Source organism: Glycomyces tenuis DSM 44171, from assembly GCF_000427885.1.
In the GTDB taxonomy this organism is placed as follows: domain Bacteria; phylum Actinomycetota; class Actinomycetes; order Mycobacteriales; family Micromonosporaceae; genus Glycomyces; species Glycomyces tenuis.
The window spans coordinates 22,051-45,161 of record NZ_ATYW01000020.1 but is presented as its reverse complement, the minus strand read 5'-3'; the positions used below and the strand labels follow the sequence as shown (position 1 = coordinate 45,161).

The 23,111-nt window shown below is 72.5% G+C and carries 19 protein-coding genes; 9 read left to right on the top strand and 10 right to left on the bottom strand.

Features of this window, described 5'->3' with window-relative positions:
* The first annotated feature begins 77 nt into the window (after positions 1-77).
* The 5 genes from YWW_RS0119190 to YWW_RS0119170 all read left to right on the top strand — a co-directional run bounded on the left by YWW_RS0119190 (position 78) and on the right by YWW_RS0119170 (position 5,008).
* On the top strand, positions 78-587 hold the full coding sequence (locus YWW_RS0119190) for an O-acetyl-ADP-ribose deacetylase (RefSeq protein WP_026931383.1): 510 nt from the start codon (positions 78-80) through the stop codon (positions 585-587).
* A gap of 346 nt (positions 588-933) precedes the next feature.
* Positions 934-1,443: a hypothetical protein gene (locus YWW_RS0119185; protein WP_026931382.1), complete on the top strand. Its 510-nt coding sequence runs from the start codon at positions 934-936 to the stop codon at positions 1,441-1,443.
* Between the two features lie 93 nt (positions 1,444-1,536).
* Positions 1,537-1,869, top strand: a complete 333-nt coding sequence (locus YWW_RS0119180) for a hypothetical protein (RefSeq protein WP_026931381.1) — start codon at positions 1,537-1,539, stop codon at positions 1,867-1,869.
* Between the two features lie 106 nt (positions 1,870-1,975).
* Positions 1,976-3,925 (top strand): hypothetical protein, encoded by a 1,950-nt coding sequence (locus tag YWW_RS34315; RefSeq protein ID WP_026931380.1) that lies wholly within the window; start codon positions 1,976-1,978, stop codon positions 3,923-3,925.
* A 207-nt stretch (positions 3,926-4,132) separates the two neighbouring features.
* Complete coding sequence (locus tag YWW_RS0119170; RefSeq protein ID WP_026931379.1) at positions 4,133-5,008, top strand: hypothetical protein; 876 nt, start codon at positions 4,133-4,135, stop codon at positions 5,006-5,008.
* 155 nt (positions 5,009-5,163) lie between these two features.
* Here the strand turns inward: YWW_RS0119170 and YWW_RS36115 are convergent, their stop codons facing one another.
* From YWW_RS36115 to YWW_RS0119150, 4 genes are all read right to left on the bottom strand, one after another.
* Complete coding sequence (locus tag YWW_RS36115) at positions 5,164-5,358, bottom strand: hypothetical protein (RefSeq protein ID WP_155830270.1); 195 nt, start codon at positions 5,356-5,358, stop codon at positions 5,164-5,166.
* 127 nt (positions 5,359-5,485) lie between these two features.
* Positions 5,486-5,848: an Rv3235 family protein gene (locus YWW_RS0119160; RefSeq protein WP_026931377.1), complete on the bottom strand. Its 363-nt coding sequence runs from the start codon at positions 5,846-5,848 to the stop codon at positions 5,486-5,488.
* Positions 5,849-6,094: 246 nt separating this feature from the next.
* The gene (locus YWW_RS0119155; protein WP_026931376.1) at positions 6,095-7,963 is read right to left on the bottom strand and encodes a hypothetical protein; all 1,869 of its coding nucleotides are present in this window, start codon (positions 7,961-7,963) and stop codon (positions 6,095-6,097) included.
* Between the two features lie 96 nt (positions 7,964-8,059).
* Positions 8,060-9,874: an ABC transporter ATP-binding protein gene (locus YWW_RS0119150; protein WP_026931375.1), complete on the bottom strand. Its 1,815-nt coding sequence runs from the start codon at positions 9,872-9,874 to the stop codon at positions 8,060-8,062.
* A gap of 226 nt (positions 9,875-10,100) precedes the next feature.
* Here YWW_RS0119150 and YWW_RS0119145 point away from each other — a divergent pair, with 226 nt between their 5' ends.
* From YWW_RS0119145 to YWW_RS0119130, 4 genes are all read left to right on the top strand, one after another.
* Positions 10,101-11,195: a winged helix DNA-binding domain-containing protein gene (locus YWW_RS0119145; RefSeq protein WP_026931374.1), complete on the top strand. Its 1,095-nt coding sequence runs from the start codon at positions 10,101-10,103 to the stop codon at positions 11,193-11,195.
* Positions 11,196-11,328: 133 nt separating this feature from the next.
* A complete protein-coding gene (locus tag YWW_RS0119140; RefSeq protein WP_026931373.1) occupies positions 11,329-12,549 on the top strand; it encodes a glycoside hydrolase family 64 protein in 1,221 nt (406 codons plus the stop codon).
* Between the two features lie 176 nt (positions 12,550-12,725).
* Complete coding sequence (locus YWW_RS0119135) at positions 12,726-14,210, top strand: glycosyltransferase family 39 protein (protein ID WP_035704722.1); 1,485 nt, start codon at positions 12,726-12,728, stop codon at positions 14,208-14,210.
* Between the two features lie 65 nt (positions 14,211-14,275).
* Entirely contained in the window at positions 14,276-14,980 is a 705-nt protein-coding gene (locus YWW_RS0119130) for a formylglycine-generating enzyme family protein (RefSeq protein ID WP_026931371.1), read from the top strand.
* Here YWW_RS0119130 and YWW_RS0119125 read toward each other — a convergent pair.
* Genes YWW_RS0119125 through kdpF form a run of 6 tightly spaced genes read right to left on the bottom strand, consistent with a single transcriptional unit; the run spans position 14,962 to position 23,050 of the window.
* Positions 14,962-15,636, bottom strand: coding sequence for a response regulator (locus tag YWW_RS0119125; protein WP_026931370.1), 675 nt, complete (start codon positions 15,634-15,636; stop codon positions 14,962-14,964). The genes YWW_RS0119130 and YWW_RS0119125 overlap by 19 nt on opposite strands.
* Positions 15,633-18,176, bottom strand: a complete 2,544-nt coding sequence (locus YWW_RS0119120; protein ID WP_026931369.1) for an ATP-binding protein — start codon at positions 18,174-18,176, stop codon at positions 15,633-15,635. The genes YWW_RS0119125 and YWW_RS0119120 overlap by 4 nt, the downstream gene beginning before the upstream one ends.
* Positions 18,177-18,225: 49 nt before the next feature.
* Entirely contained in the window at positions 18,226-19,140 is a 915-nt protein-coding gene (locus YWW_RS37835) for a potassium-transporting ATPase subunit C (protein ID WP_211228620.1), read from the bottom strand.
* Entirely contained in the window at positions 19,137-21,287 is a 2,151-nt protein-coding gene (gene kdpB / locus YWW_RS0119110; RefSeq protein WP_026931367.1) for a potassium-transporting ATPase subunit KdpB, read from the bottom strand. The genes YWW_RS37835 and kdpB overlap by 4 nt, the downstream gene beginning before the upstream one ends.
* Positions 21,288-21,299: 12 nt before the next feature.
* Positions 21,300-22,961 carry a potassium-transporting ATPase subunit KdpA gene (gene kdpA, locus YWW_RS0119105; RefSeq protein WP_026931366.1) on the bottom strand — a complete coding sequence of 554 codons (1,662 nt, stop codon included), beginning with the start codon at positions 22,959-22,961 and terminating at the stop codon, positions 21,300-21,302.
* A complete protein-coding gene (kdpF, locus tag YWW_RS37465; protein WP_155830269.1) occupies positions 22,961-23,050 on the bottom strand; it encodes a K(+)-transporting ATPase subunit F in 90 nt (29 codons plus the stop codon). Before kdpF ends, kdpA begins: the two co-directional genes overlap by 1 nt.
* Between the last annotated feature and the right edge of the window lie 61 nt (positions 23,051-23,111).

The following is a 23,111-nucleotide window of genomic DNA, read 5'->3' as shown; positions in this document are numbered from 1 at the left end:
GTTCGCGTCTCCGCCGCCGCGTGGCCCGAAACGCGCGGCGGCGCCTGGCGGCCGCGGCCTCGTGTTTCAATGCGGGTATGGGGATATCGATCATCAGCGGTGACATCACCGAGCAGCGCGTCGACGCGATCGTCAACGCCGCCAATTCATCACTCATGGGCGGAGGCGGCGTCGACGGGGCGATCCACCGGCGCGGCGGGCCGGCGATCCTCGAGGAGTGCCGTCAGCTGCGGGCCTCCCAGTACGGCGGGGGTCTGCCCACCGGCAAGGCGGTGGCCACCACCGCCGGGAAGCTCCCGGCGCGCTGGGTGATCCACACCGTCGGCCCCGTCTACTCCCCCACCGAGGACCGCTCGGAGCTGCTGGCCTCCTGCTACCGCCAGTCCCTCGCGGTGGCCGACAACCTCGGCGCGGACTCGATCGCGTTCCCGGCCGTCTCGGCCGGCGTCTACGGCTGGCCGGCCGATTCGGCGGCCCGCATCGCGCTCGAGACGGTGGCCTCGGCCTCCTCCTCGATCGCCGACATCCGCTTCGTGCTGCTCGACCCCGAGGTGCTCGCCGCATTCCGGAAGGCCTCCGAACGATAAGGACCGGCACAGGGTTCCGGCCGACCGGGGCCGCATCGACAGGCCCGCCGCCCGGCGGCACCGCTGAACTACAACGCCTTCCGATATGAATTCTCCGTTGCGATTCGGTTGCGGAATCAATGAATGCTGTCTAATGCTTCACATTCCGGCGCACCCGATGTCGAACATCAGTCTGTCCACATCGGAGTAATTTGCGTGCGTATTCGCACTTCAGGACACACCCCATGGCATGAACGTGTCCAGTCGAGTACATACCGTGCAGATGAGTCCGTACCGACCCGGATATGGAAAGTCTGCATAATGTTGGCGTCTATCTGATTCCGATCCCACTTCGTCAGGAGCTCTGTTGACCGACAAAGGTTCCAGAGAGCGATCTCTCGCCTGCGGCAACGCCACCGTCGCGGTCACCGCCGGCTCGGCCCCCACGGTCGAAGCCGAGCCGCCGCTCGACGAGGTCTTCACGGCACCGACCGGGCCGCGGGACAGCCTCCGCGAGCGGGGTCCGCTCGCGTCTCCCGACCGGCAGCGCTCGCAGTCGGAACCCGACGAGGAAGGGGCGGCGTCGAGGAGCGATCGGAGCGCCGCGTCGGCGCATCCCGCCCTGCGCACCACGGCTTCGGAGGGACTCGAGGCCGCGATCCAGACCTGGGAGCGATTCCAGAACAACGCCCCGGGAAGCGGCAACGGCGCCGAGCCCGAACCGCTGGTCGGACGCGCCAGAAGCACGAGCCGACCCGCCGCGGTCAAGTCCACCATGGAGTATCCGTTCCCCTCGGCCGTGCCCGACAGGCGCGCCTTCGCGGCGGGGCGGAAGGCCCTCGGGTGGAAGGTCACCGAGACCGCGCTCCGCTCCTGATCGATCAGGCACTCGATTATCTGTCCTCAACAGATTTACATTGGCGGGCCGATCCGGCACGGCCCGCCGCACTCTGACACAGATTGGCGACCAATGGCAAGAGAGCTCGATCCCGAAGCCCTCGACGAATACCGCACGCTCGTCCAAGAGCAATTGGACCACATCGACACGATCATCCCCAGGCTCAAGAACGGGAACGCGCTCGGCAGGCTCCCCGCCTTCGGGCAGCTCGACGCCTCGGTGACCGCGCGAACGAACTACGAGACCTTCCACCAGACGACCTGGGAGAACCTGCAGACCCTCCGCGCGTCGCTCAGCGGGATCATGCGGACTCTCGACGACTCCGCCGCACTCGCAACCGACGCCGACGAGGATTCCGCCTCGGAACTGGAGGACTACGAGTCCGAGCTCACCGGCGGACAGTGAGACGCACGACGGTGTACCCCCGCACCACGGCACCAGCCATCGACCGGGGCCGCCCGCCGCGGATCCGGTCGGACATCCCGAAGCCAGCCGAGAACGAGGAACGGCAATGACCGAAGAAGCACCTGAAGTCGAGCGCGAAGAGTACGGGGACCTGGCCGAAGGCCAGTCCTCCTCGCAGTACCAGGAGGCGGCCAACGATCTGACGGTCAAGCCGCACTGCGGCACCGACTCGTGCACCGCCCAGCAGGAGGAGCCGGCCGAGGCGGCGTGGGTCAAGCTCATGTCGGCGGTCCCGCAGGCGACGCAGATCAACAACATCCGCGCCGCCCGCGAGGGCACCATGATGCTCCCCGAGGGGAAGACCATCCAGAGCATGGTCTCCTCGATCCGCCCCCAGCCGGAGGCCGACTACGCCCTGGACACCATCAGGGACGAGTGGACCGACTTCTACGAGGAGTTCCGGATCGTCGGCCCCAAGCTCGAGCAGGGCCTGGTGGCGCTGTCCTCGGCTTGGAAGGGCGAGGACTACGACGGTTTCGAGGAGCAGCTCGAGACCGTCATCGCGAACTGCCGGACGATCCAGAACGACATCGGCGGCGAGGACGGCGCCGACGGGGTCATCAAGCTTCTCGACACCAAGCAGATCGAGATCTTCGAGCAGCAGGGGGGCACCGCCTGCGCGTATCCGGCGCCGAAGTTCTACATGGAGGGCACGAGCTGCGGCTCGCACCGGATCCACATCCGGCCGCCCTTCTTCAAGTCCTGCGTGATCGAGGAGAACGACGAGATCAAGCACGCGGTCGAGATGGCCGGGTTCGACCCGACCGTGGTCGACGAGGTCCAGGAGGGCCGCCAGCGCACCTACGACCGGTGGATCGAGTACCTCAACAACAACCCCGACTACGAGGAGAACGGCCTCAAGGGCGAAGCGCTCGCCCAGAGCAAGGCCGACGAGTACGCCGACCAGGAGCTGGTCGCGATGGGGGCGCAGGGGTCCGAGCAGCTCGAAGAAGAGGCCTCCATCATCAATGAGGACGTGACCGAGCGGCACAGCAACGTCGAAGCCCAGGTCACCGAGATCGAGCCCGACGCCGGGCAGGGCGAGCCGACCACCTTCGAGGAGGGCATGACCGACATGCCCGGCAGCGGCGGGCTCGACACCGGCGGCGGCGGGGGGATGCCCGACATCGGCGGTGGAGGCGGGCTGGACGGCATGACCGGCCCGACCGACCTGAAGGACATCGGGAGCGGCCCGGGCGGCCTCGGCAGCGGCGGCCCCGGGAGCGGCGGTCTGACGCCGTCCCAGTACCCCGGCGGCTCCGGCCCGGGTGGCCTGGGCGAGGAGAACCCGTTCAGCTCCGGCCTGGAGGACCCCGACAACCTCGGCGGCCAGCCTCCCGGCGACCTCACCGGAGTCAATCCCGGCGGGGGCGGTCTGCCGCCCTCCCAGTACCCCGGCAGCGGTCTCGGCGACCTGGACCCGGCCAATCCATGGGACCCCGCGAACCCGCCCGACCCCGAGGACGTCTCGGGCGGTCTCGCCAGCGGCGGCGGGCCCCTGGGCGGAACGGGCGCCCCTCCCAGCGGGATCGGCGGCGGAGGGGGTCTCGGTGGGGGCGGTCTCGGCGGCGGGCCCATCGGGATCGGCGGTGGAGGCGGCGGGCTGGTGCCCAGCACCAGACGCGGCGGCAAGAACCCGATCAACGCGGGCACCGGGGCGAACCGTCCGGCGGGGACGACGAGCCGCGGGCTCGGCGGCTCATCGGGATCGCTCGGCCGCGGCAGCGGCGGCGGACTGGGCGCCGGTGGCGGCTCGGGCTCCGGTGCCGGCGGCGGGCGCGGCGGAGGCGGCCTCGGCGGTGCCGGACGCGGCGGCCTCGGCGGCGGTGCCGCCGGGCGAGGCGGCATGGGCGCCACCGGAGTGGTCCCCGCCGGAGGCGCGGGCGGCAAGGGCCCGGGTGAGGACGAGGACCGCGAGCGGAAGGTGTGGATGACCGAGGAGGAGGAGGTCTGGGGCGGATCGCCCGAGGACGACGACGACGATCCGTACGCGTAGGCGGTCGGGGCGCGGGGCGGCCACCGTGCAGCCGCCCCGCGCTCCGGTCTTCGGCGCGGCCGGGCTCGGTTCCTTCGGGAGCCGAGCCCGGCCGCGCGGTTGCTTCGTTCGCCTTCGGGGGCGGGCTGTTCCATCGGGGCAGCCCACGTGTCGGTCCCGGACGGTACGGTTGCGGATCCACCGCATCGAACCGAGGGGATTCCGCAGATGAAGACGCTCACCGAGGACGCGTTCGCCGCGGCCGAACGCTATATGGTCCTCAACGCCAGGCTCATCGACCGGCTCCGGTTCGCCCGGTGCTTCCACGGCGGGCCGTCCGAACCGATCCTGAACGCCCTGCGCGGCTACCAGAACCCGGACGGCGGTTTCGGCAACGCGATCGAGCCGGACCTGCGCGGTTCCGGCGGCCAGCCGCAGGGCGTGGAGATGGCGTTCTGGGTCCTCGACGAGCTCGACGCCTTCGACGACCCCTCGGTCCGGGCCGCCTGCGACTGGCTGGCCGCGCACACGGCCGAGGACGGCGGGGTGCCGTGGGTGCTCCCGAACGTCGTGGAGACCGAGCGCGCCCCGTGGTGGCAGCCGGAGGGCGACCCGGCTCCGGGCTCGCTCAACCCGACCGGGCCGATCGCCGGGCTCCTGCTCGCCCACGGTGTGGAGCACCCGTGGCTGGAGCGGGCCGTCGAGTTCTGCTGGGACCGCATCGCCACCGCCTCGGAGCCGGGCGCGTACGAGGCCCTGTGCGTCCTCGCGTTCCTCGAGCGGGTGCCCGACCGGGCGCGGGCCGAAGCGGAGTTCGAGCGGCTCGGCGAAGCCCTGCTGGCGACGGTGGCGCTCGACCCCGACGCGCCGGGCCACGTCCACTCCCCGCTCGACGTGGCGCCGACGCCGGATGCGCTGGCGCGCCGCCTGTTCACCGACGCGGACATCGACCTGCATCTGGACGCGATGGTCGACGCGCAGCAGGACGACGGGAGCTGGGCGCCGAACTTCGAGATGTGGACGCCGCTGGTGCGGCACGAGTGGGGCGGCCATCTGACGTATTCGAGGCTGACGACCTTGCACGCCTACGGGCGGATCGCTTAGGGGCCGTCCCGTGGCTTGGGCTCCTGCCGCGGCCGCCGCGAATGCGGCGTCCGGTGGTCGGCGGGGCGGTGCCCATCGGACGGCCGTGGTGGGCACGGTCGCGGCGATCGCCCGGACCGGGGCACCCGCCGGGTCGGCGGCGCGGCCGAGGCGGCTCAGTCCTCTTCTTCGTCGTCCCGCGGGCGGGCCATGAGCACGATCGCCAGCACGGTGGCGGCCAGGAGCGCCGCGGCCACGTACACCGGCTCGATCGAGAGCAGCGCGCCCAGGCCTTGGGCGAGGAACGGCGCGGCCATGGCGATGACCACCGCCAACGCGATCCATCGCGAGTACCGCCGCATTCCCCGCATCGTGGTCTCCTCCTCGTTCCCTCCCGAGCCTACCGAGGCCGCGCGCCGCGGTGGCGGGCCGACGGCGCGGACGCCGAACGGCTCGCGGGGCCGCGCCGGAAGGCGCGGCCCCACCGTCATCCGGTGCTCATGCGCGGCGGCGTCCGTTCGTGTCGATCAGTTCGCAGTCGTCGAGCCGCCAGCCCGCCGCGGTGGCGCGGAAGGTGAACGTCATCGCCTGGTGGTGCCGTCCGTCCTCCACGAAGGCCACGATCTCGACGACGCGGTCGCTCGGGCACGCCGTGCGCCCCACTCGCACGCTGCGGAAGCGGTTCGGGATGCGGCGGCGCACCTTCGCGAACGCCGCCCAGCCGTTTCGGGTGGCGAGCCTCTCGGCGCCGAGCAGCGGCTTGCGACCGGTGAGGATGTTGAGGAAATAGCAGGAGTGGCTGACCGCCTCGCGGGGCGAGAGCCGAGCGGATCCGACCGCAGTCCGGTTGTCGCAGACCATGGTTCCTCCCAAGAGAGTGATGAATGTTGGTGGGATGAGGAGGAATCTAGGCATCGCGTTCACCGAAGTCAAACACGCGCAAGGCGATCCGGCCGCTTCGCGAGGGCCGCGTCTGTCGACTCCGCACCAGGGCCCGCCGGGCGGCGCGGCTTCGTAAGCGACACAGCTCCACGGGTAAGCGGAGGCCGGATGTCGGACCCTACAAAAAACGGTCGGCGCGCCGTTGGGCGCGTCGTCGCCGCGATTTCAGTTGGTCCGCGTGTTGGGCAGGTGGTCGCCCAGATAGCCGATCCAGATCCTGCCGGTCGCGCCGCCGGCGTCGTCGAGGAAGTGCATGCGGGGCGCGGGGTTGCCGACCCGTTGGAGCTTGATGTGCGAGGGCATGTACAGCCGCCCGGAGGGGTCGACGGCGGTCGGGACGCGGAAGGTCCGGGCCTCGCGGAACTTCGGCCGCCCCGTGACGCTGTCGGACTCCTTCATGGACACCATGCTCGGGGAGATGGCGGGCCGGCCCGGCAGCGGGCGGGAGCACCAGTCGTAGAAGCCGCCGGTGAACCGCTCCTCGGCGCGGGCGGTGGCGTAGGCGTCCAGGGCGCGCAGCGCGTCCCAGGCCTTGCCGGTCCAGCGGCGGCGCATCCGCGGGTGGGTGACGTCGAGTTTGGCGACGTCGGCGTCGAGCGTCTCCGGCAGGTCGACGCGGCTGAGCGTCTCGCGGGCGCGGGCGACGACCTCTATGAGGCTGCCCGCCTCCCACACTTCGCCGGGCTCGTCCACGCCGTAGACGGGGTCGGCGTGTTCGGCCAGGCGGCCCTCGAGCCATCTGATCCGCTCCTGGGCGTGCCGCTCCTCGTCCAGGAGCAGCCCGTAGTCGAACTCGAGCTGGTCGTAGTCCTTGCGGAGCCGTTCGAGTTCGCGTTTGCGGCGGTCGTCGCGGGCGGCGCGGTCGCCGATGAGCTCGGCCTCCTCGATGGCGCCCATGAGCGCGGCGAGGTGGGCCGACATGGCGCGGATGAGCCGGGTGGTCTCGGAGTCGCCGCCGCGGGCCATGTCCACCAGTGCTTCGAGGATGCCGTCGGCGAGCTTGTCGGTGACCTGCTGGGAGACGCGCTCGGCGATGAGCGCGACGGCCTCGGGCGGGATCGGCTCGGCCGGCTCGTCGGGCTCGGGCGTCGGTTCGGCTTCGGCGGCCGGAGGTTTCGCGGCCCGGCGCGCGGGGACTTCGAGGCCGCGGGGGCGGGCGAGTTCGGCGGGGCTCGGCGGGGCGGCGTGGAGGTGCTCGGGGCCGACCTCCCCGGCGAGGATGCGGGAGACGCGGGCGTCGGCCTGGCGGACGTCGGCGGGGAGGGGGCGGCGGACGGCGTGCTCGATGACGCCGTCGATGACGACCCCCAGGGCGCGGGCGCCCTGGTCGCGGATGGCGCCGCCGCCGCGGACGGGGTGGCGCGGCGGGTAGGGATCGGCGCGGAGGTCGAGGCCGGGCATGTACGTGCGCAGGCCGCCGCCGAAGACGGTGAGCGCCTCGCCGAGCCGCTCGTTGAGCAGGTCCTGGGTCTGGACGTCGAAGAGCCGCACCACGACCGCGACGCCGGCGAGCGCTTCGGCGAGGTGCTCGGCGTGGGAGGCGATGACCTCGGGGTCGGCGCGGTCGACGGTGAGGACGGTGACGGGGACGGTCCGGGCGGGGTCGGCGAGCCAGCCGGTGAGCTGGTCGATCTCGTCGCGGCCCGCGAGGTGCGGCGCCGCTTCGAGCGGGACCGCGCCGTCGCCGGCCCGCCCGGTCCGGAGGAAGGCGGGGACCAGCGAGGGGGCGCGCACGGGCTCGGCGTCGGAGGACAGCTCGCCCTCGACGGTGACCGTGACCCAGTTGTGGGCGCGGCGCTTGGCCTCGGCCCAGGTGGCGGTGGTGCGCAGCCGCCCGGCGCCGGTGGGGATGTCGACGGTGTAGCGTCCGCAGACGTCGTTGTCGGCCAAGGAGACGCGGGTGCGGCCGCGGGAGCGCTCGAGGCGGGCCGAGCCGTCATCGTCCACAGAGGCCCAGGCGGCGAAGCATCGGCGGAGTCTCGGCCCGAGCTTGTCGCCGCCGTCGCGGAGGACGGCCTGATAGTACTGCGCCACGGCGCCTCCACTCGTCCATGCCGACGTTGAGGCAACATGCTACTGCAAACACTCTCGCGTTCTCTCCATCAAATCCAATAGGGATGGTTGCGTTGCTCAGGCGATGAAGCCGTTCGACTGGCGCGCCCACAGCGCGGCGTAGAGGCCGCCTCGCGCGATGAGCTCCTGGTGCGTGCCCTGCTCGGCGATGCGGCCCTCGTCGAGGACCACGATCCGGTCGAGGCTGGCGATCGTGGAGAGCCGGTGCGCGATCGCGATGACGGTCTTGCCCTCCATGACCTGGTGGAGCGTCTCCTGTATGGCGGCCTCCACTTCGGAGTCCAGGGCGGAGGTGGCCTCGTCGAGGACGACGATGGGGGCGTCCTTGAGGATGGCGCGGGCCAGCGCGATGCGCTGGCGCTGGCCGCCCGAGAGCTTGACGCCGCGCTCGCCGACGAGGGCGTCGTAGCCGCACCGCCCGTCCTGGTCGCGCAGGCCGGGCACGAAGGCGTCGGCCGCCGCCTTGCGGACGGCCGCGTCGATGTCGTCCCGCGTGAGATCGGTGCGGCCGAGCGTGAGATTGTCGCGCACCGAGCGGTGCAGGAGGACGGCGTCCTGCCCGACCACGGCGAGGTGGCGGTGGAGGCTCTCCAGCGTGACCTCGGAGAGGTCCTGGCCGTCGATCTCGATGGTGCCGCGCTCGGCCTCGAAGAACCGCAGGATCAGGTTGACCAGCGTGGACTTGCCGGCGCCGGAGCGGCCGACGAGGCCGATCCGCTCCCCCGCGGCGATCTCCAGGGAGACGTCGTCGAGGCCGCCCGAGCCCTTGCCGTAGTGGTGGCTGACGCCGCGCAGGCGGATCGAGCCGCCGTCGACGGCGAGTTCGGCCGCACCGGTGTCGTCCACCTCGTGCGGGACGCCGACGGTCCGCAGCGATTCGCGGGCCGCCCCGAGGCTGCCGAACAGGTCCGCCACGGCGTCCAGGAGCCATGCGGCCTGGCCGCTGATCTGGAAGGTCAGGGCGACCGCGGCGGCCACCAGGCCGATCGGGGCCTCGCCTTCGCTCCACAGGACGAGCGCGTAGCCGACCAGGCCGGCCATGAGGACCGCCCCCAGCGCCGTCATGCCGACGTTGATGGTGACCTCGAAGCGCTGCATGCCGATGTGAGCGGCGCGGGCGGCCGCGAACCGCTCGCGGTCCTCGGCCCGGTCGCCGCCGCCGTAGATCTTGACGACGTCGATGTTGGCGTAGGTGTCGACGATCAGGCCGGTGAGCGCCGAGTCGGCCCGCTGGTGGCGCTCGGCGGTGTCGCGGAAGCGCGGCACCGCGTAGGCCATGAGCGCGGCGTAGAGCCCGACCCAGGCGAGGAGCGGGAGCATCAGGCTGGGGTCGACCGAGGACACCAGCACGAACGAGCAGACGATGTAGACGCCGACGTACGAGAGGGTGTGGATCACGACGTAGGCGGCCCCGGTGGCGGCGGTGCCGAGCTCGCGCACGCGCATGGCGGTGCGCCCGGACAGGTCGTTCTGGAACCAGCCGACGGTGTGGCCGAGGACGTGCCGGTGCGCCCGCCAGCGCACGAGCGTGAGCGCGTTGGGCCGGAAGGCGATGTCGTCGAGCGCCTCGCGGCCGAGCCAGGCGAGCGGGCGGACGAGGAGGAGCAGGACGGCGACGAGCGCCAGCTCGGTCCCGTGCTCGGGCCAGAAGCGGTCGCGGTCGGTGGCGGCGAGCAGGTCGACCAGGCGGCCGGCGTAGTAGATGAGCCAGACTTCGAGCACGGCGCTGACGACGCTGAGCGCCAGGCTCATGGCGGCGATGCGGCGCAGCGGCCGCAGATTGCGGGCGAGGAACGCCCACACCCCCGCGGTCGGCGCGCGGTCGTCGGCGGCTTGGAAAGGGTCGGCGAGGTCTTCGAGACGGCGGAACACAGGGCCCTCCGGGGCGGATGAGGATGGACGGATTCGAGCCGAACGGGCGACCGGAATCCGGCACCGCCGCTCAGCGCTGGTGAGTGACGGCGTCCCGCATCGGAAGTACCTCCTGTGTCCGCGCCCCGGTCGTCCGGTGACGCGCGCACAAGGTATCAAGGGCCGTGGCGGAGCGCCACCGTGTTTTCCTCGGCCCGGTGTCGGCGGGGCGCGCTACCGTACCGGCATGATCGATCGACACCGGGTCCTGCGCTTCCGCATGGGCGCTCAGCAGCTCGACAGGGACGGCGGAGGGACGCCGGCGGACACCGCCGTGCTCGACTTCGGCGTGCAGGACACCGGCCCCGACGGCGCCCGCTGGGCGCTGGCGCTGCGCGGCGTGGACGTCGCCGCGGTGAGCGATGAGGAGCTGGTCCTGCTGTGGACGCTGCGGGGGGCGCCGCATCTGTACCGGCGCGGCGACGCCGGGCGCGTGGCCGCGGCCCTCGAGCCGTACTCGGAGGCCGACGCCGCCAAGCGGGTCTTCGACGCGTCCAAACCGCTCAAGGCGGCGGGCATCGGCATCGTGGAGGCGCTGGACGAGGTCGCCTCGCGGATGCGCGCCATCGTCACCGAGCCGACGGTGAAGGGCGAGCTCTCGGGACGGCTCGCCGAGGAGCTGCCGGAGCCGTATCTGCGCTTCTGCCGGCCGTGCGATGCGATCCACATGTACGAGCAGCCGTTCCGGCTGGGCGCGCTGCGGGCGGGGCTGGAGCTGGAGCCGGGCACGTCGCCGCCGGTGCTGCGGCCCCTGCCCGGTTTCGCGAAGGCGGCCGCCGACGAGCGCTTCGACCTGGTCCGCTCGTATCTGCGGCTGCTCGGCCCGGCCACGCCGAAGCACGTGGCCGAGTTCCTCGACTCGACGGTCAAGGAGGTGAAGGCGCGCTGGCCCGAGGACACGGTCGAGGTGCGCGTCGACGGCGAGGCCCGGTGGGCGCTGGCCGAAGACGAGGCGGCGCTGCGCTCGGCCGAGGCGGAGGGAACGCGGCTGCTCGGCCCCTACGACCTGTTCCTCCAGGCCAGGGACCGCGCCACGCTGGTGCCGGACAAGGCCCGGGCGAAGGAGCTGTGGCCGGTCCTGGGGCGGCCCGGGGCGGTCCTGGTCGACGGGGAGGTCGCCGGCACGTGGCGGCCCCGCAAGGCGGGCAAGAAGTTCACCGTCGCGGTCCGGCCGTGGGGCGGGATGTCGGCGGCCTTGCGAGACGCCGTTGCGGAGCAGGCGGAGCGCCTCGCCCGCCATCGGGCGGTGGCATTGACTGGAATCGATTTCGTATCGGACTGATCGCCTGGTGGGATGCCGTCCCGTGAGCGCGTATATACGGAATTGCCCCTTTAATCTTTAAAGAAACCATGCTAATCTCTTCCGAATTCCAGCCCTCTGGTGTGTTTTAGGGGGCTTCGCTTGGAGGTTTTCGATGGTCTCACGAAGAACGCTCATCACCGCCACCGCCGCGACCGGCGCCCTCGCGGCGGGCACCGCCTGGTGGCGCGGCGCCGCCGCTCCCCCGGCCTCGGCCGCCCCTGCCACCTGCGAGCTCGCGCTCGTGAACGACTCGGACGCCGCGGTCAACGCCTACGTGACCGGGCGCGAGTTCGGCACCGACCGCTTCATACTGCTGCGCGCGAGCGGCGGCCCCTACTACCTCGAGGAGCCGCCCGGGCCGGCCACGCCGCTCCCCGTGGACGCCTCGATCCCGCTCGGCGCGCCCGGCTCCGGGCCGGTGGTCGTGACACTGCCGCGGATGTACGGCGCCCGCATCTACTTCGTCCGCGAGGACACCCTCGACTTCTACGTCAACCCCGGCCCCGCGCTCGTCGAACCGGCGCTGCACAACCCCGCGGACTCGAACTACGGCAAGGTCGTCTCGTTCTGCGAGTTCACTTTCAACGACGTGCAGCTGTTCGTCAACATCAGCTACGTCGACCTCGTGACGGCCCTGCCGATCGGCCTGCGCCTCCAAGGCGACGGCGACCGCAGCGTCGCACCGCTCCCGGCCGGCGCGGTCGACGCGATCGCCGCCGAGCTCACCGGCCAGGCCGAGGCCGACGGGCAGCCGTGGGACCGCCTGATCATGCGCGACGACGGCGGGCGGATCCTGCGGGTCATGTCGCCGCAGAACCTCATGGCGCCCGCCCTCGGGCAGCCGGACATGCCGTTCGCCGACTACTGGAGCGGCTACGCCGACCGGGTCTGGGAGCACTACCGCGGCACCGACCTGAACGTGGACCTCCAGGGCGGGCGCGGCGTGCTCACCGGCCGCGTCGAAGGCGACGTGCTCGTCTTCGGGGACGGCTCGACCTTCGCCAAACCCAATTCGTGGGACGTCTTCACCTGCAACCACGGGCCGTTCGCCAACATCCCCTCGGACTCCGAGGAGAAGAAGGGCCTGCTCGCGCGCATCGCCGCCGCGTTCAACCGCAGCACGATCCACAGCCACGCCGAGCAGCCGAACGGCCCAGGCGTGGACGAGTTCTACCTCGACCCCGTCACCAACCACTACTCCCGGGCCGTCCACGCGAACTCGCCGATCGGCTACGCCTTCCCCTACGACGACGTCACCCCCGACGGCGCGCCGGACCAGTCGGGCGCCGCCTTCGACGGCAACCCGAGCCGCCTGACCGTGAACGCCGGCTGACGCCTCGCTCCTGTGGGACGGGGGCCGCGGGCCGACCGCCCGCGGCCCTTCCGCGTGCGCGGTGACGTCCTCATCGGAGCGGGCTTGCGCTTTCGGTCGAGCCGCGGAATGATCGAGGCGGCGCCACCCCTCCGGCGGCCGCCCGAAGTCACCGCCGACCAGAACCGAAGGCCCACATGACCGAACGCACCCCCGAGGCGCTGCCGCGCGTGGCGCGCCCGCCGCTGGCCGTCACCGCCCTCGTCCTGACCGCGGTGTACGCCGCGACCGCCTCCAGGTACGACTACCACCGCGACGAGCTGTACTTCCGGATGCTCGAACCCGCCTGGGGCTATGTGGACCAGCCGCCGCTCACCCCGCTGCTGGCGCAGGCGGCCATCGCCGTCTTCGGCGACTCCCTGTGGGCCCTCAGGGTTCCGGCGATGCTGTGCATGCTCGCGACGCTGTGGCTGGCCGTCCTCATCACCCGCGAGTTCGGCGGCGGGCCCCGCGCGCAGACCGTGTGCGCCGCCGGCCTGGCCTTCGCGGGCGTCTCGGTCTCCATGGGGCACATGCTCGCCACGGCCACCGTCGACATCCCGGTGTGGACCGCGGTGCTGCTGTTCACCGCCCGCGCGCTGCGCCGCGCGGACCCGCGCTGGTGGCTCGCGGCCGGGGCGGCGGTCGGCGTCGGCCTGTACAACAAGCACCTGGTGGTGCTGCTCCTGATCAGCCTCGCCGTCGCGCTCCTGGTGGTCGGCCCGAGGCGCGTCCTGCGGTCGGGGCACCTGTGGGCGGGCGTCGGCCTGGCGCTCCTCATCGGCGCCCCGAACCTGCTCTACCAGGCCCTCAACGGCTGGCCGCAACTGGAGATGGCCTCGGTCATCGCCGAGACGAAGGGGCCCGACGCCCGGGTCGAGCTCCTGCCGTTCCAGCCGGTGCTCCTGGCGCTGATGACGCCGATCTGGATCGCGGGCGTCATCGCGCTGCTGCGCCGCCCGCATTGGCGCGGGGCGCGGGCGCTCGCGGTGGCCTATCCGGTGCTGCTGGTCATCGTCCTGATCGCGGGCGGGCAGATGTACTACCCGCTGGGGCTGGTCATCGCGCTGTTCGCGATCGGCTGCGTTCCGACCGCCGAGTGGATGCGCCGCGGCAGGTGGCGCGAGTGGACGGTGATCGGGGCCGTGGGTTTGAACACGGCCGTCTCGGCGGTCATCGGGCTGCCGCTGGTGCCCGCCGAGCGGCTCGGCGAGACGCCGCTGCCCGAGGTCAACTCCTCGCTGCCCGACCAGCTCGGCTGGCAGGCGTACGTGGAGCAGATCGGCGAGGTCTATCAGGGCCTGCCCGAGGCCGACGCGGCGTCGGCGGTCGTGATCGCCTCCAACTACGGCGAGGCCGGAGCGGTCGACCGCTACGGCGACGCGTGGGGCCTGCCCGAGGTCTACAGCGGACACAACCACCTCCGGCACTACGGGCCGCCGCCCGAGACGGCGACGGTGGTGGTCACCGTGGGCATACCGCTGCCGCGCGTCGAGGGCTTCTTCGAGGACTGCGAGGCCGCCGCGACCCTGGACAACGGGATCGGCGTCGACAACGAGGAGCAGGGCCGCACCGTCGGCGTCTGCCGCGGCCCCGTGGAGGCCTGGGGCGAGCTGTGGCCGCACTTCCAGCACTACAGCTGAGCGCCCGGTCGCACCGGGGCCGAACGCGCCGGCCGCCGACCGGGCGACCGGTAGGATCGCCGCCGATGGACACGGATGCGGACATGGCGATGATTCCCGTCCCCGCGGGGCGGGTGACCCTGGCGGACAAGCGCACCGAGCGCAGTTGGACGGTCGCGGTCGAGGCGTGTCTGCTCGGAGCCCATCCGGTGACGCAGGCGCGGTACGCGGCCGTCACCGGCGCCTGGCCGAGCACGGTGCGCGGCGCCCGGCTGCCGGTCACGAACGTCTCCTGGTGGGAGGCGGTCCGGTTCTGCAACGCCCTGTCCGAACGCGAAGGGCTGGCACCGGTCTACCGTCTCGGCGGCGAGGGCGCCGAGACGGACGACGCCATCGGGCTCGACGACGACGCCGACGGGTACCGGCTGCCCGCCGAGGCCGAGTGGGAGCACGCCTGCCGGGCCGGCACCACCGGCCCGCGGTACGGCGAGCTCGACGAGATCGCCTGGTACCGCGGCAACTCCGAGGAGCGGATCCACGAGGTCGGCGGCAAGCGGCCGAACCCGTGGGGCCTGTACGACATGCTCGGGAACGTCTGGGAGTGGTGCTGGGAGCTCTACGACCCCGAGGTCTACGGCACCTATCGGGTGCTGCGCGGCGGCGGGTGGTTCGACGAGCACTGGAGCTGCCGGGCCTCGGTGCGGCGGCGCAGCATGTCCACGTTCCAGATCGACGACCTGGGCTTCCGTCTCGCGCGCTCCGCTCGGCGCGGTCAGGGCCGGAAGCGGTAGCCCATGCCGGGCTCGGTGAGCAGGTGGGCCGGGCGGGCGGGGTCGGCCTCGAGTTTGCGGCGCAGCTGGGCCATGTACTGGCGCAGGTAGTTCGTCTCGCGGTCGTAGCCCGGGCCCCACACCTGGTGCAGCAGCTGGCGCTGGGCGACGAGTTTGCCCGGGTTGCGCAGCAGGACCTCGAGCAGCTGCCACTCGGTGGGCGTCAGGCGGACCTCCGCATTACCCTTATGGACGGTTCGGGCGGCGAGGTCGACGTTCGTCTCCCCGAAGGTCACGACCGCCGGCTCGGCGTCACCGCCGCGGCGGCGGGTCGCCGCCCGGACCCGCGCCAGGAGCTCGCCGACGTCGAACGGCTTGGTCACGTAGTCGTCGGCTCCGGCGTCGAGCGCCGCGATCTTGTCGGCGCTGGCGGCCCGGCCCGACAGGACGATGATCGGCGCGTCGGTCCAGCCGCGCAGCCCGGCGATGACCTCGCCGCCGTCCATGTCGGGCAGGCCGAGGTCGAGCACCACCACGTCAGGGGCGGCCGAGGCGGCCGCCCGCAGCGCCCCCGCGCCGTCGGCGGCGGTGCGCACCTCGTAGCCGTGGGCGGTCAGGTTGATGCGCAGCGCCCGCGCGATCTGCGGCTCGTCGTCGACCACCAGGACCTTGATCACCGTGCCTCCTCAGTGTCGTTCGCCGCCAGGGGCAGCGCCAAGACCATGGTGAGGCCGCCGCCGGGCGTGGCCTCGGGGGCGAGCGTGCCGCCCATCGCCTCGGCCAGGCCGCGCGAGAGCGCCAGGCCGAGGCCGACGCCGCTGGTGTTGTCGCGGTCGCCGAGGCGCTGGAACGGCGTGAACATCAGCTCGTGCTCCTCGTCGGGCACGCCCGGCCCGCGGTCGATGACGCGCAGCTCCACCGCGCCCGAGTGGGCCCCGGCCGTGATCCGCGGCGGGCGGCCAGCGGGACTGTAGCGCAGGGCGTTGCCGATGACGTTGACGAGGATGCGCTGGAGCAGGCCGGGGTCGGCCACCACCTCGGGCAGTTCGCTGGAGACCTGCGGCTGGACGTCGGCGGCGGCCTCGCCGAGCTCGTCGAGCGCCCACGGCACCGCCTCGTCGAGCGCGATCGGCACCGGGTCGGCGCCGAGCACCCCGGCCTGGAGGCGGCTCATGTCGAGCAGGTTGTCCACCAGGCCGGTCAGGCGCGCCAGCGAGGCGTCGGCGCTGTCGAGCAGTTCGGCGCGCTCCTCGGCGGTGAACAGATCTCCTGTGGACTTCAGACTGCCGACGGCGACCCTGGCCGAGGCCAGCGGGGTGCGCAGGTCGTGCGAGACCGCCGCCAGCAGGGCCGTGCGGAGCTTGTCGGTGTCGGTCAGCCGCCGCACCGCCTCCGCCTGGCGTTCCAGTCGTTCGCGTTCGAGGGCGGCCGCGGCGTGCATCGCGAACGCCTGGGCGATGCGCCGGTCGGCGGCCTCCAGGGTGTGGCCGCGCAGCGCCAGCGTCAGCTCGTCGTCGACCGGCAGGTCGTTCTCGGCCTCACCGGGGCTCGCGCACGGAGCCCCGGCGCAGGCGACGGCCCGCCACAGCCTCGGGTCGCGGCGCTCGGCGGGCCCGGCGCCGGGCCCGGTCCGCTCCAGCAGCGTCACCGACTCCAGCGAGAACGTCTCCCGCAACTGCTCCAGCAGGTCGGCCAGGCGGTTCCCGCCGCGCAGGACGTTCCCGGCCAGGGTCGCGAGGGTCTGCGCCTCGGCGCTGGCGCGGGCCGCGAGCCGGGCCCGCGCGGCCGAGATGTTCACGACGGCGGCCCCGCCGAGCGCCAGCGCCACGAACACCAAGAGCGCGATGAGGTGCTCCCGGTCGTAGACCTTGAAGTGGTGGTAGGGCTCGGTGAACAGGAAGTTCAGCAGGGAGAAGCCCATGAGGGCCGCGGTCAGCGCGGGCCACATGCCGCCGGTCAGCGTGATGCCCATGACGGCGGTGAGCACGACCAGCATGAGCGTGGTCAGCGACAGCTCGCCGCGCAGCGGGATCAGGGCGGCGACCAGCGCCGGGATGCCGAGCGCGGCCAGCGCGAAGCCGAGGCGGCGCCGCCCGGCGCCGATGACGCCGCGGCCGGAGCGGGCGCGCCTGGCGGTCGCGACCCGCTCGTGGGTGACGAGGTGGACGTCGATCGGCCCGGACTTGGCGGCCGTGGTGACCCCGACGCCCCGGGAGACCAGCTGCGCGAGCCGGCCGCGCCTGGAGGCGCCGAGGACGAGCTGGGTGGCGTTGGCGCCGCGCGCGAACTCCAGGAGCGCCTCGACGGTCGAGTCGCCGACGACCTGGTGGAAGGTGCCGCCCAGGTCTTCGACGAGGAGCCGCTGGCGGGCGAGGTTGCGGGCGTGGTCGGCGCTGGTCAGGCCGTCGCCGGAGGCGACGTGGACCGCCTTGAGCTCGGCGCCGGAGCGGGCGGCGATGCGCCCGGCGCGGCGGACGAGCGTGTCGCCCTCGGCGCCGCCGGACAGGGCGACGACGACGCGCTCCTTCGACTCCCAGACGGCGGTGATGTCCTCGTCGGCGCGGTACCGCTCGAGCTGGTCCTCGACCTTGTCGGCCAGCCACAGCAGCGCGATCTCGCGCAGCGCGGTGAGGTTGCCGACCCGGAAGTAGTGCGACAGCGCGGCGTCGACCCGCTCGGGCGGGTAGACGTTGCCGTGGAGCATGCGGCGGCGCAGGGCCTCGGGCGTGATGTCGGCGAGCTCGACCTGGTCGGCGCGGCGGACGACCTCGTCGGGGACGGTCTCGCGCTGCGGCACGCCGGTGATGGCGGCGACGACGTCGCCCAGCGATTCGAGGTGCTGGATGTTGACCGTGGAGACGACGTCGATCCCGGCGTCGAGGAGCTCGTCGACGTCCTGCCAGCGCTTGGCGTTGCGGGAGCCGGGGACGTTGGTGTGGGCGAGCTCGTCGACGAGCGCGACCGCGGGCGCGCGCGCCAGGACCGCGTCGACGTCGAACTCCTCGAACGGGGCACCGCGGTGGTGGAGCGTGCGGCGCGGGACGACCTCGAGCCCCTCCAGGAGCGCGGCGGTGGCGGACCGGCCGTGGGTCTCGACGAAGCCGACCACGACGTCGGTGCCGCGCCCGGCGCGCCGGTGCGCCTCCTCGAGCGCCGCGAACGTCTTCCCCACGCCCGGGGCGGCCCCGAGGTAGATCCGAAGCTGGCCGCGTGTCACAGCCATTAGCATCCTCCCTTGTCCGCGGGGCCGCCACCGTTCCCCTCGCTCAGGTGAGCGGGAACGCCCGGTCGAGATCGACGTTGAGCTCGACGACGTTGACCGCCGGTTCGCCCATGAAGCCGAGGAAGCGGCCGGTGGTGTGCTCCTCGACGAGTTGGAGGACGGCCCGTTCGTCGGCGCCGCGCTCGGCGGCGACGCGGGCGGCCTGGAGCTCGGCGTAGGCCGGGCTGATGTGCGGGTCGAGTCCGGAGCCCGAGGCGGTGACCGCGTCGGCGGGGACGGCCGGCTCCGCTGGGGCCTCGCCCCTGATCGGGGTCACGACGGCGGCCGAGTGGTCCTCGCCGTAGGCGGCGCACTCGACGCGGGCGCCGCCGTAGGCGGCGATGAACGGCGCCTCGACGGTGCCGCACTCCTCGTTGAGGCTGACCGCCCGCACCACCTCGCCGGAGGTGCCCTCGGAGCGGTAGACGCCGAGGACGGCGCCGACGGCGGTGCCGCCGGAGGGCGTGCAGTACGGCCGGGAGCCGTCGACGCCTTCGCGCTCGCCGATCGCGAAACTGCGCTCGCACACCTGCGTGAGCAGGCTCTTGGCGGCGTTCTCGTCGCCGTCCCAGCCGAGCGCGGGGTCGGGCAGGGCGTCGACGACGCTCTCGGGGCCGAGGTTGGAGGCCCCGGAGGCGAGCGGGTCGTAGCCGTCGCCGGCGGCCGAGGGCCGCGGCTGGAAGTACTCGAGGAGCGCCTCGCCGTCGCCGTCGGTGAAGGACTGCCCGATGAGCGAGGAGCCGACGACGTCGCCGTCGCTGTCATAGATGAGCGAGCCTTCGGCCTGGTCGTCCAGGCCGGGGAGCTGGGCGGCGGCGAGGACGGCGAGGGGGTAGAGGACGCCGGTGACGACGGTGAGGACGGCGAGCGCGCGGAGCGCGGCCAGGTGCCGGGAGGCCCAGCGTGGAAGACGGATCATGATGCCACTCCTGGTATGAGCGCGACCAGCAGGTCGATGGCTTTGATGCCGATGAACGGCGTGACGAGGCCGCCGAGGCCGTAGATCAGGAGGTTCCGGCGCAGCAGCGACGTGGCGGAGCCCGGCTTGTAGGCGACGCCCTTGAGCGCCAAGGGCACGAGCGCGACGATGACGAGCGCGTTGAAGACCACCGCCGAGACGATCGCCGATTCGGGGCTGGCGAGGCGCATGATGTTGAGCGCGTCCAGGCCCGGGTAGACGGCCGCGAAGACCGCGGGGATGATCGCGAAGTACTTGGCGATGTCGTTGGCGATCGAGAACGTCGTGAGCGCCCCTCTGGTCATCAGCAGTTGCTTGCCGATCGCGACGATCTCGATGAGCTTGGTCGGGTCGGAGTCCAGGTCGACCATGTTGCCGGCCTCTTTGGCCGCCGAGGTGCCGGTGTTCATGGCGACGCCGACGTCGGCGGCCGCCAGCGCGGGCGCGTCGTTGGTGCCGTCGCCGGTCATGGCGACCATGCGGCCGGCGTCCTGCTCGGACTTGATGAGCGCCATCTTGTCCTCGGGCCTGGCCTCGGCGAGATGGTCGTCGACGCCGGCCTCGGCGGCGATGGCCGCGGCGGTGCGCGGGTTGTCACCGGTGACCATGACGGTGCGGATGCCCATGGAGCGCAGGCGGGCGAAGCGCTCGGCCATGCCCTCCTTGACGACGTCCTTGAGGTGGACGACCCCGAGGACCTCGGCCGGCTCGCCGTCGCGGTGCTCCGCGACGACCAGCGGTGTGCCGCCCGAGGCGGAAACCTCCTCGACCAGGTCGTCGACGCGCGGGTTCGGGTCGCCGCCGCGGGCCGCGACCCATGCGGCGACCGACGCGGCGGCGCCCTTGCGGATGCGGCGGACCGCGCCGTCGCCGGTGTGAGCGGCGCCGAGGTCGACGCCGCTCATGCGGGTGGCGGCGGTGAACTCGATCCAGTCGGCGTGCGCGAGTTCGCCGGTGCGGCGTTCGCGCAGCCCGTGCGCCTCCTTGGCGTACACGACGATGGAGCGGCCCTCGGGGGTCTCGTCGGCCAGGCTCGACAGCTGCGCGGCGTCGGTGAGGCGCCGCCCCGCCACGCCGGGGACGGGCAGGAAGGCGCTCGCCCGCCGGTTGCCGTAGGTGATGGTGCCGGTCTTGTCGAGCAGCAGCGTGTCGACGTCGCCGGCGGCCTCGACGGCGCGCCCGGACATGGCCAGCACGCCCCGCTGGACGAGCCGGTCCATGCCGGCGATGCCGATCGCGCTGAGCAGCGCGCCGATCGTGGTGGGGATCAGGCACACCAGGAGCGAGACGAGGACGATGCCGGTGACGCCGTCGCCGTCGAGGACGGCGGTGTCGGGCGAGGCGGCCATGAAGTCCTTGGAGAAGATCGCGACCGGCTGCATGGTGACCACGGCCAGCAGGAAGACGACGGTCATGGCCGACAGCAGGATGTCGAGGGCGATCTCACCCGGCGTCTTGCGCCGCTCCGAGCCCTCGACGAGCGCGATCATGCGGTCCAGGAAGGACTTGCCGGGCTCGGCGGTGATCCTGACGACGATCCAGTCGGAGAGGACTCCGGTGCCGCCCATGACCGCGCAGCGGTCGCCGCCCGATTCGCGGATGACCGGGGCGGACTCGCCGGTGATGGCGGATTCGTCGACCGAGGCGATGCCGGCCACGACGTCGCCGTCGCCCGGGATCACCTGCCCGGCGGTCACCAGGACGAGGTCGCCGCGCACCAGTTCGGGCGCGGGCACCTCGACCGTCTCGGCCTCGGGCGTCCGGTCGCTCCCGGGCGCGATGAGGCGGTGGGCGATCGTGTCGGTCTTGGCCTTGCGCAGGCTCTCGGCCTGGGCTTTGCCGCGGCCTTCGGCGATGGCCTCGGCGGCGTTCGCGAACAGCACGGTCAGCCACAGCCACACCGTGATCAGCCATGCGAAGACGCTCGGTTCGGCGAAGGCGAGCACGGTGGTGAACACCGCGCCGATCTCGACGACGAACATGACCGGCTTGCGCCACATGACGCGGGGATCGAGCTTGCGGAACGCGGCGGGGGCGGACTCGAGCCACTGCCGGGGGTCGAGCAGGCCCCCGCGGGTCTTCGGCGCCACTGTCGCCATGCTTGACATTGCGGACCTCATCTACTGGAGGCCTTCGGCGATCGGGCCGAGGGCCAGGACGGGCAGGAAGGTGAGCGCGACGAGGATGAGCGTCACGCCGACGACCATGCCGACGAACAGCGGTCGGTGGGTGGGGAGGGTGCCGGCCGAGGCCGGGACGCGCCGCTGCCTCGCGAGCGCTCCGCCCAGGGCGAGCACCAGGACGATCGGGACGAAGCGGCCGAGCGCCATGCACAGGCCCAGCGCGGTGTTGAACCACGGCGTGTCCGCGCCGAAGCCGGCGAAGGCCGAGCCGTTGTTGTTCGACGCCGACGCGAAGGCGTAGAGCATCTCCGAGAGGCCGTGCGGCCCGGCCTCCTGCATGGACTCGAGGTTGGACGGCACGGCGATGGAGGCGGCGACGCCGACGAGCAGCAGCGCCGGGGTGACCAGGAAGTACAGGCTCGCGAGCTTGACCTCGCGGGCGCCGATCTTCTTGCCCAGGTACTCGGGGGTGCGCCCGACCATGAGGCCGGCGACGAAGACGGTGACGACGGCGAGCACGAGCATCCCGTACAGGCCCGCGCCGACCCCGCCGGGTGCGACCTCGCCGAGCATCATGTTGAGGATGAGCACGCCGCCGCCGAACGAGGTGTACGAGTCGTGGAAGGAGTTCACCGAACCGGTCGAGGTCAGCGTGGTCGCCGAGGCGAACAGGGCCGAATCGGGGACGCCGAAGCGGACCTCGCGGCCCTCCATGGCGGCGGCCACGGCCTGCGGCACGGTGCCGTTCCCGAGGCTCTCGAGGCCGACGACCAGGGCGAGCGAGACCGACGCGATGACGCCCATGACGGCGGCGATCGCCAGGCCCTGGCGCTTGTCGCCGACCATGCGGCCGAAGGCGCGCGGCAGCGAGAACGGGATGGCGAGGATCAGGTAGACCAGCAGGAAGTTCGTCCAGGACGTCGGGTTCTCGAACGGATGGGCGGCATTGGCGTTGTAGTAGCCGCCGCCGTTGGTGCCGAGGTTCTTGATCGCCTCCTGGCTGGCGACGGCGCCACCGGTGATCGCCTGGGTGTCGCCGGCCGGCCCGGTGGCCTGGACGGTGTCGGTGAGGTTCTGGACGGCGCCGCCGGCGAGCAGCGCGATCGCGGCGACGAGGCAGATCGGCAGCAGCACCCACAGGGTGATGCGGGTCAGGTCGACCCAGAAGTTGCCGAGCCGGTCGGTGGCCTTGCGGGCGAAGCCGCGCACGAGGACCATCGCGACGGCGATGCCGACGGCGGCGGAGACGAAGTTCTGGACCGCCAGGCCCGCGGTCTGCGCGATCTGCCCCAGGGCGGACTCGCCGGAGTAGGCCTGCCAGTTGGTGTTGGTGGTGAAGCTGACGGCGGTGTTCCAGGCCAGGCCCGGTTCGAGGCCGGGCATGCCCTTGTCGAGCGGCAGCAGGTGCTGGAGCCGCAGCAGGCCGTAGAGGGCGACGATGCTCACCGCGGAGAAGGCGAGGACGCTGCGGGCGTACCCGGCCCAGTTCTGCTCGGTGTCGGCGTCGACGCCGACGAGCCGGTAGACGCCGCGTTCGACCGCGCGGTGGTGCTCGCGGGCGGCCACGCGGTAGAGGTGGTCGCCGAGCGGCCGGTAGGTGGCGGCGAGGGCCGCGATCATCGCGGCGATGAAGGTGAGGCCGGCGGTGGTCTCGGACATCAGAACCGCTCCGGTCTGAGCAGCGCGACGACGAGGTAGACGCCGATGCCGACGGCGAGGACGGCGCCGATGAGGTTCACAGCGCTCACCGTCGCTCCACCGCCTTGACGAGGAGGCCGAGGGCGATGAAGCAGGCCGCCGTCAGCGCCA

Coding starts and splice junctions, on each gene's coding strand:
- kdpA (WP_026931366.1), bottom strand. CDS start 22,961: ATGTCCGAGACCACCGCCGGCCTCACCTTCATCGCCGCGATGATCGCG.
- YWW_RS37835 (WP_211228620.1), bottom strand. CDS start 19,140: ATGATCCGTCTTCCACGCTGGGCCTCCCGGCACCTGGCCGCGCTCCGC.
- YWW_RS0119190 (WP_026931383.1), top strand. CDS start 78: ATGGGGATATCGATCATCAGCGGTGACATCACCGAGCAGCGCGTCGAC.
- YWW_RS0119180 (WP_026931381.1), top strand. CDS start 1,537: ATGGCAAGAGAGCTCGATCCCGAAGCCCTCGACGAATACCGCACGCTC.
- YWW_RS0119170 (WP_026931379.1), top strand. CDS start 4,133: ATGAAGACGCTCACCGAGGACGCGTTCGCCGCGGCCGAACGCTATATG.
- YWW_RS34315 (WP_026931380.1), top strand. CDS start 1,976: ATGACCGAAGAAGCACCTGAAGTCGAGCGCGAAGAGTACGGGGACCTG.
- YWW_RS36115 (WP_155830270.1), bottom strand. CDS start 5,358: ATGCGGGGAATGCGGCGGTACTCGCGATGGATCGCGTTGGCGGTGGTC.
- YWW_RS0119140 (WP_026931373.1), top strand. CDS start 11,329: ATGGTCTCACGAAGAACGCTCATCACCGCCACCGCCGCGACCGGCGCC.
- YWW_RS0119160 (WP_026931377.1), bottom strand. CDS start 5,848: ATGGTCTGCGACAACCGGACTGCGGTCGGATCCGCTCGGCTCTCGCCC.
- YWW_RS0119135 (WP_035704722.1), top strand. CDS start 12,726: ATGACCGAACGCACCCCCGAGGCGCTGCCGCGCGTGGCGCGCCCGCCG.
- YWW_RS0119145 (WP_026931374.1), top strand. CDS start 10,101: ATGATCGATCGACACCGGGTCCTGCGCTTCCGCATGGGCGCTCAGCAG.
- YWW_RS0119130 (WP_026931371.1), top strand. CDS start 14,276: ATGGACACGGATGCGGACATGGCGATGATTCCCGTCCCCGCGGGGCGG.
- kdpB (WP_026931367.1), bottom strand. CDS start 21,287: ATGTCAAGCATGGCGACAGTGGCGCCGAAGACCCGCGGGGGCCTGCTC.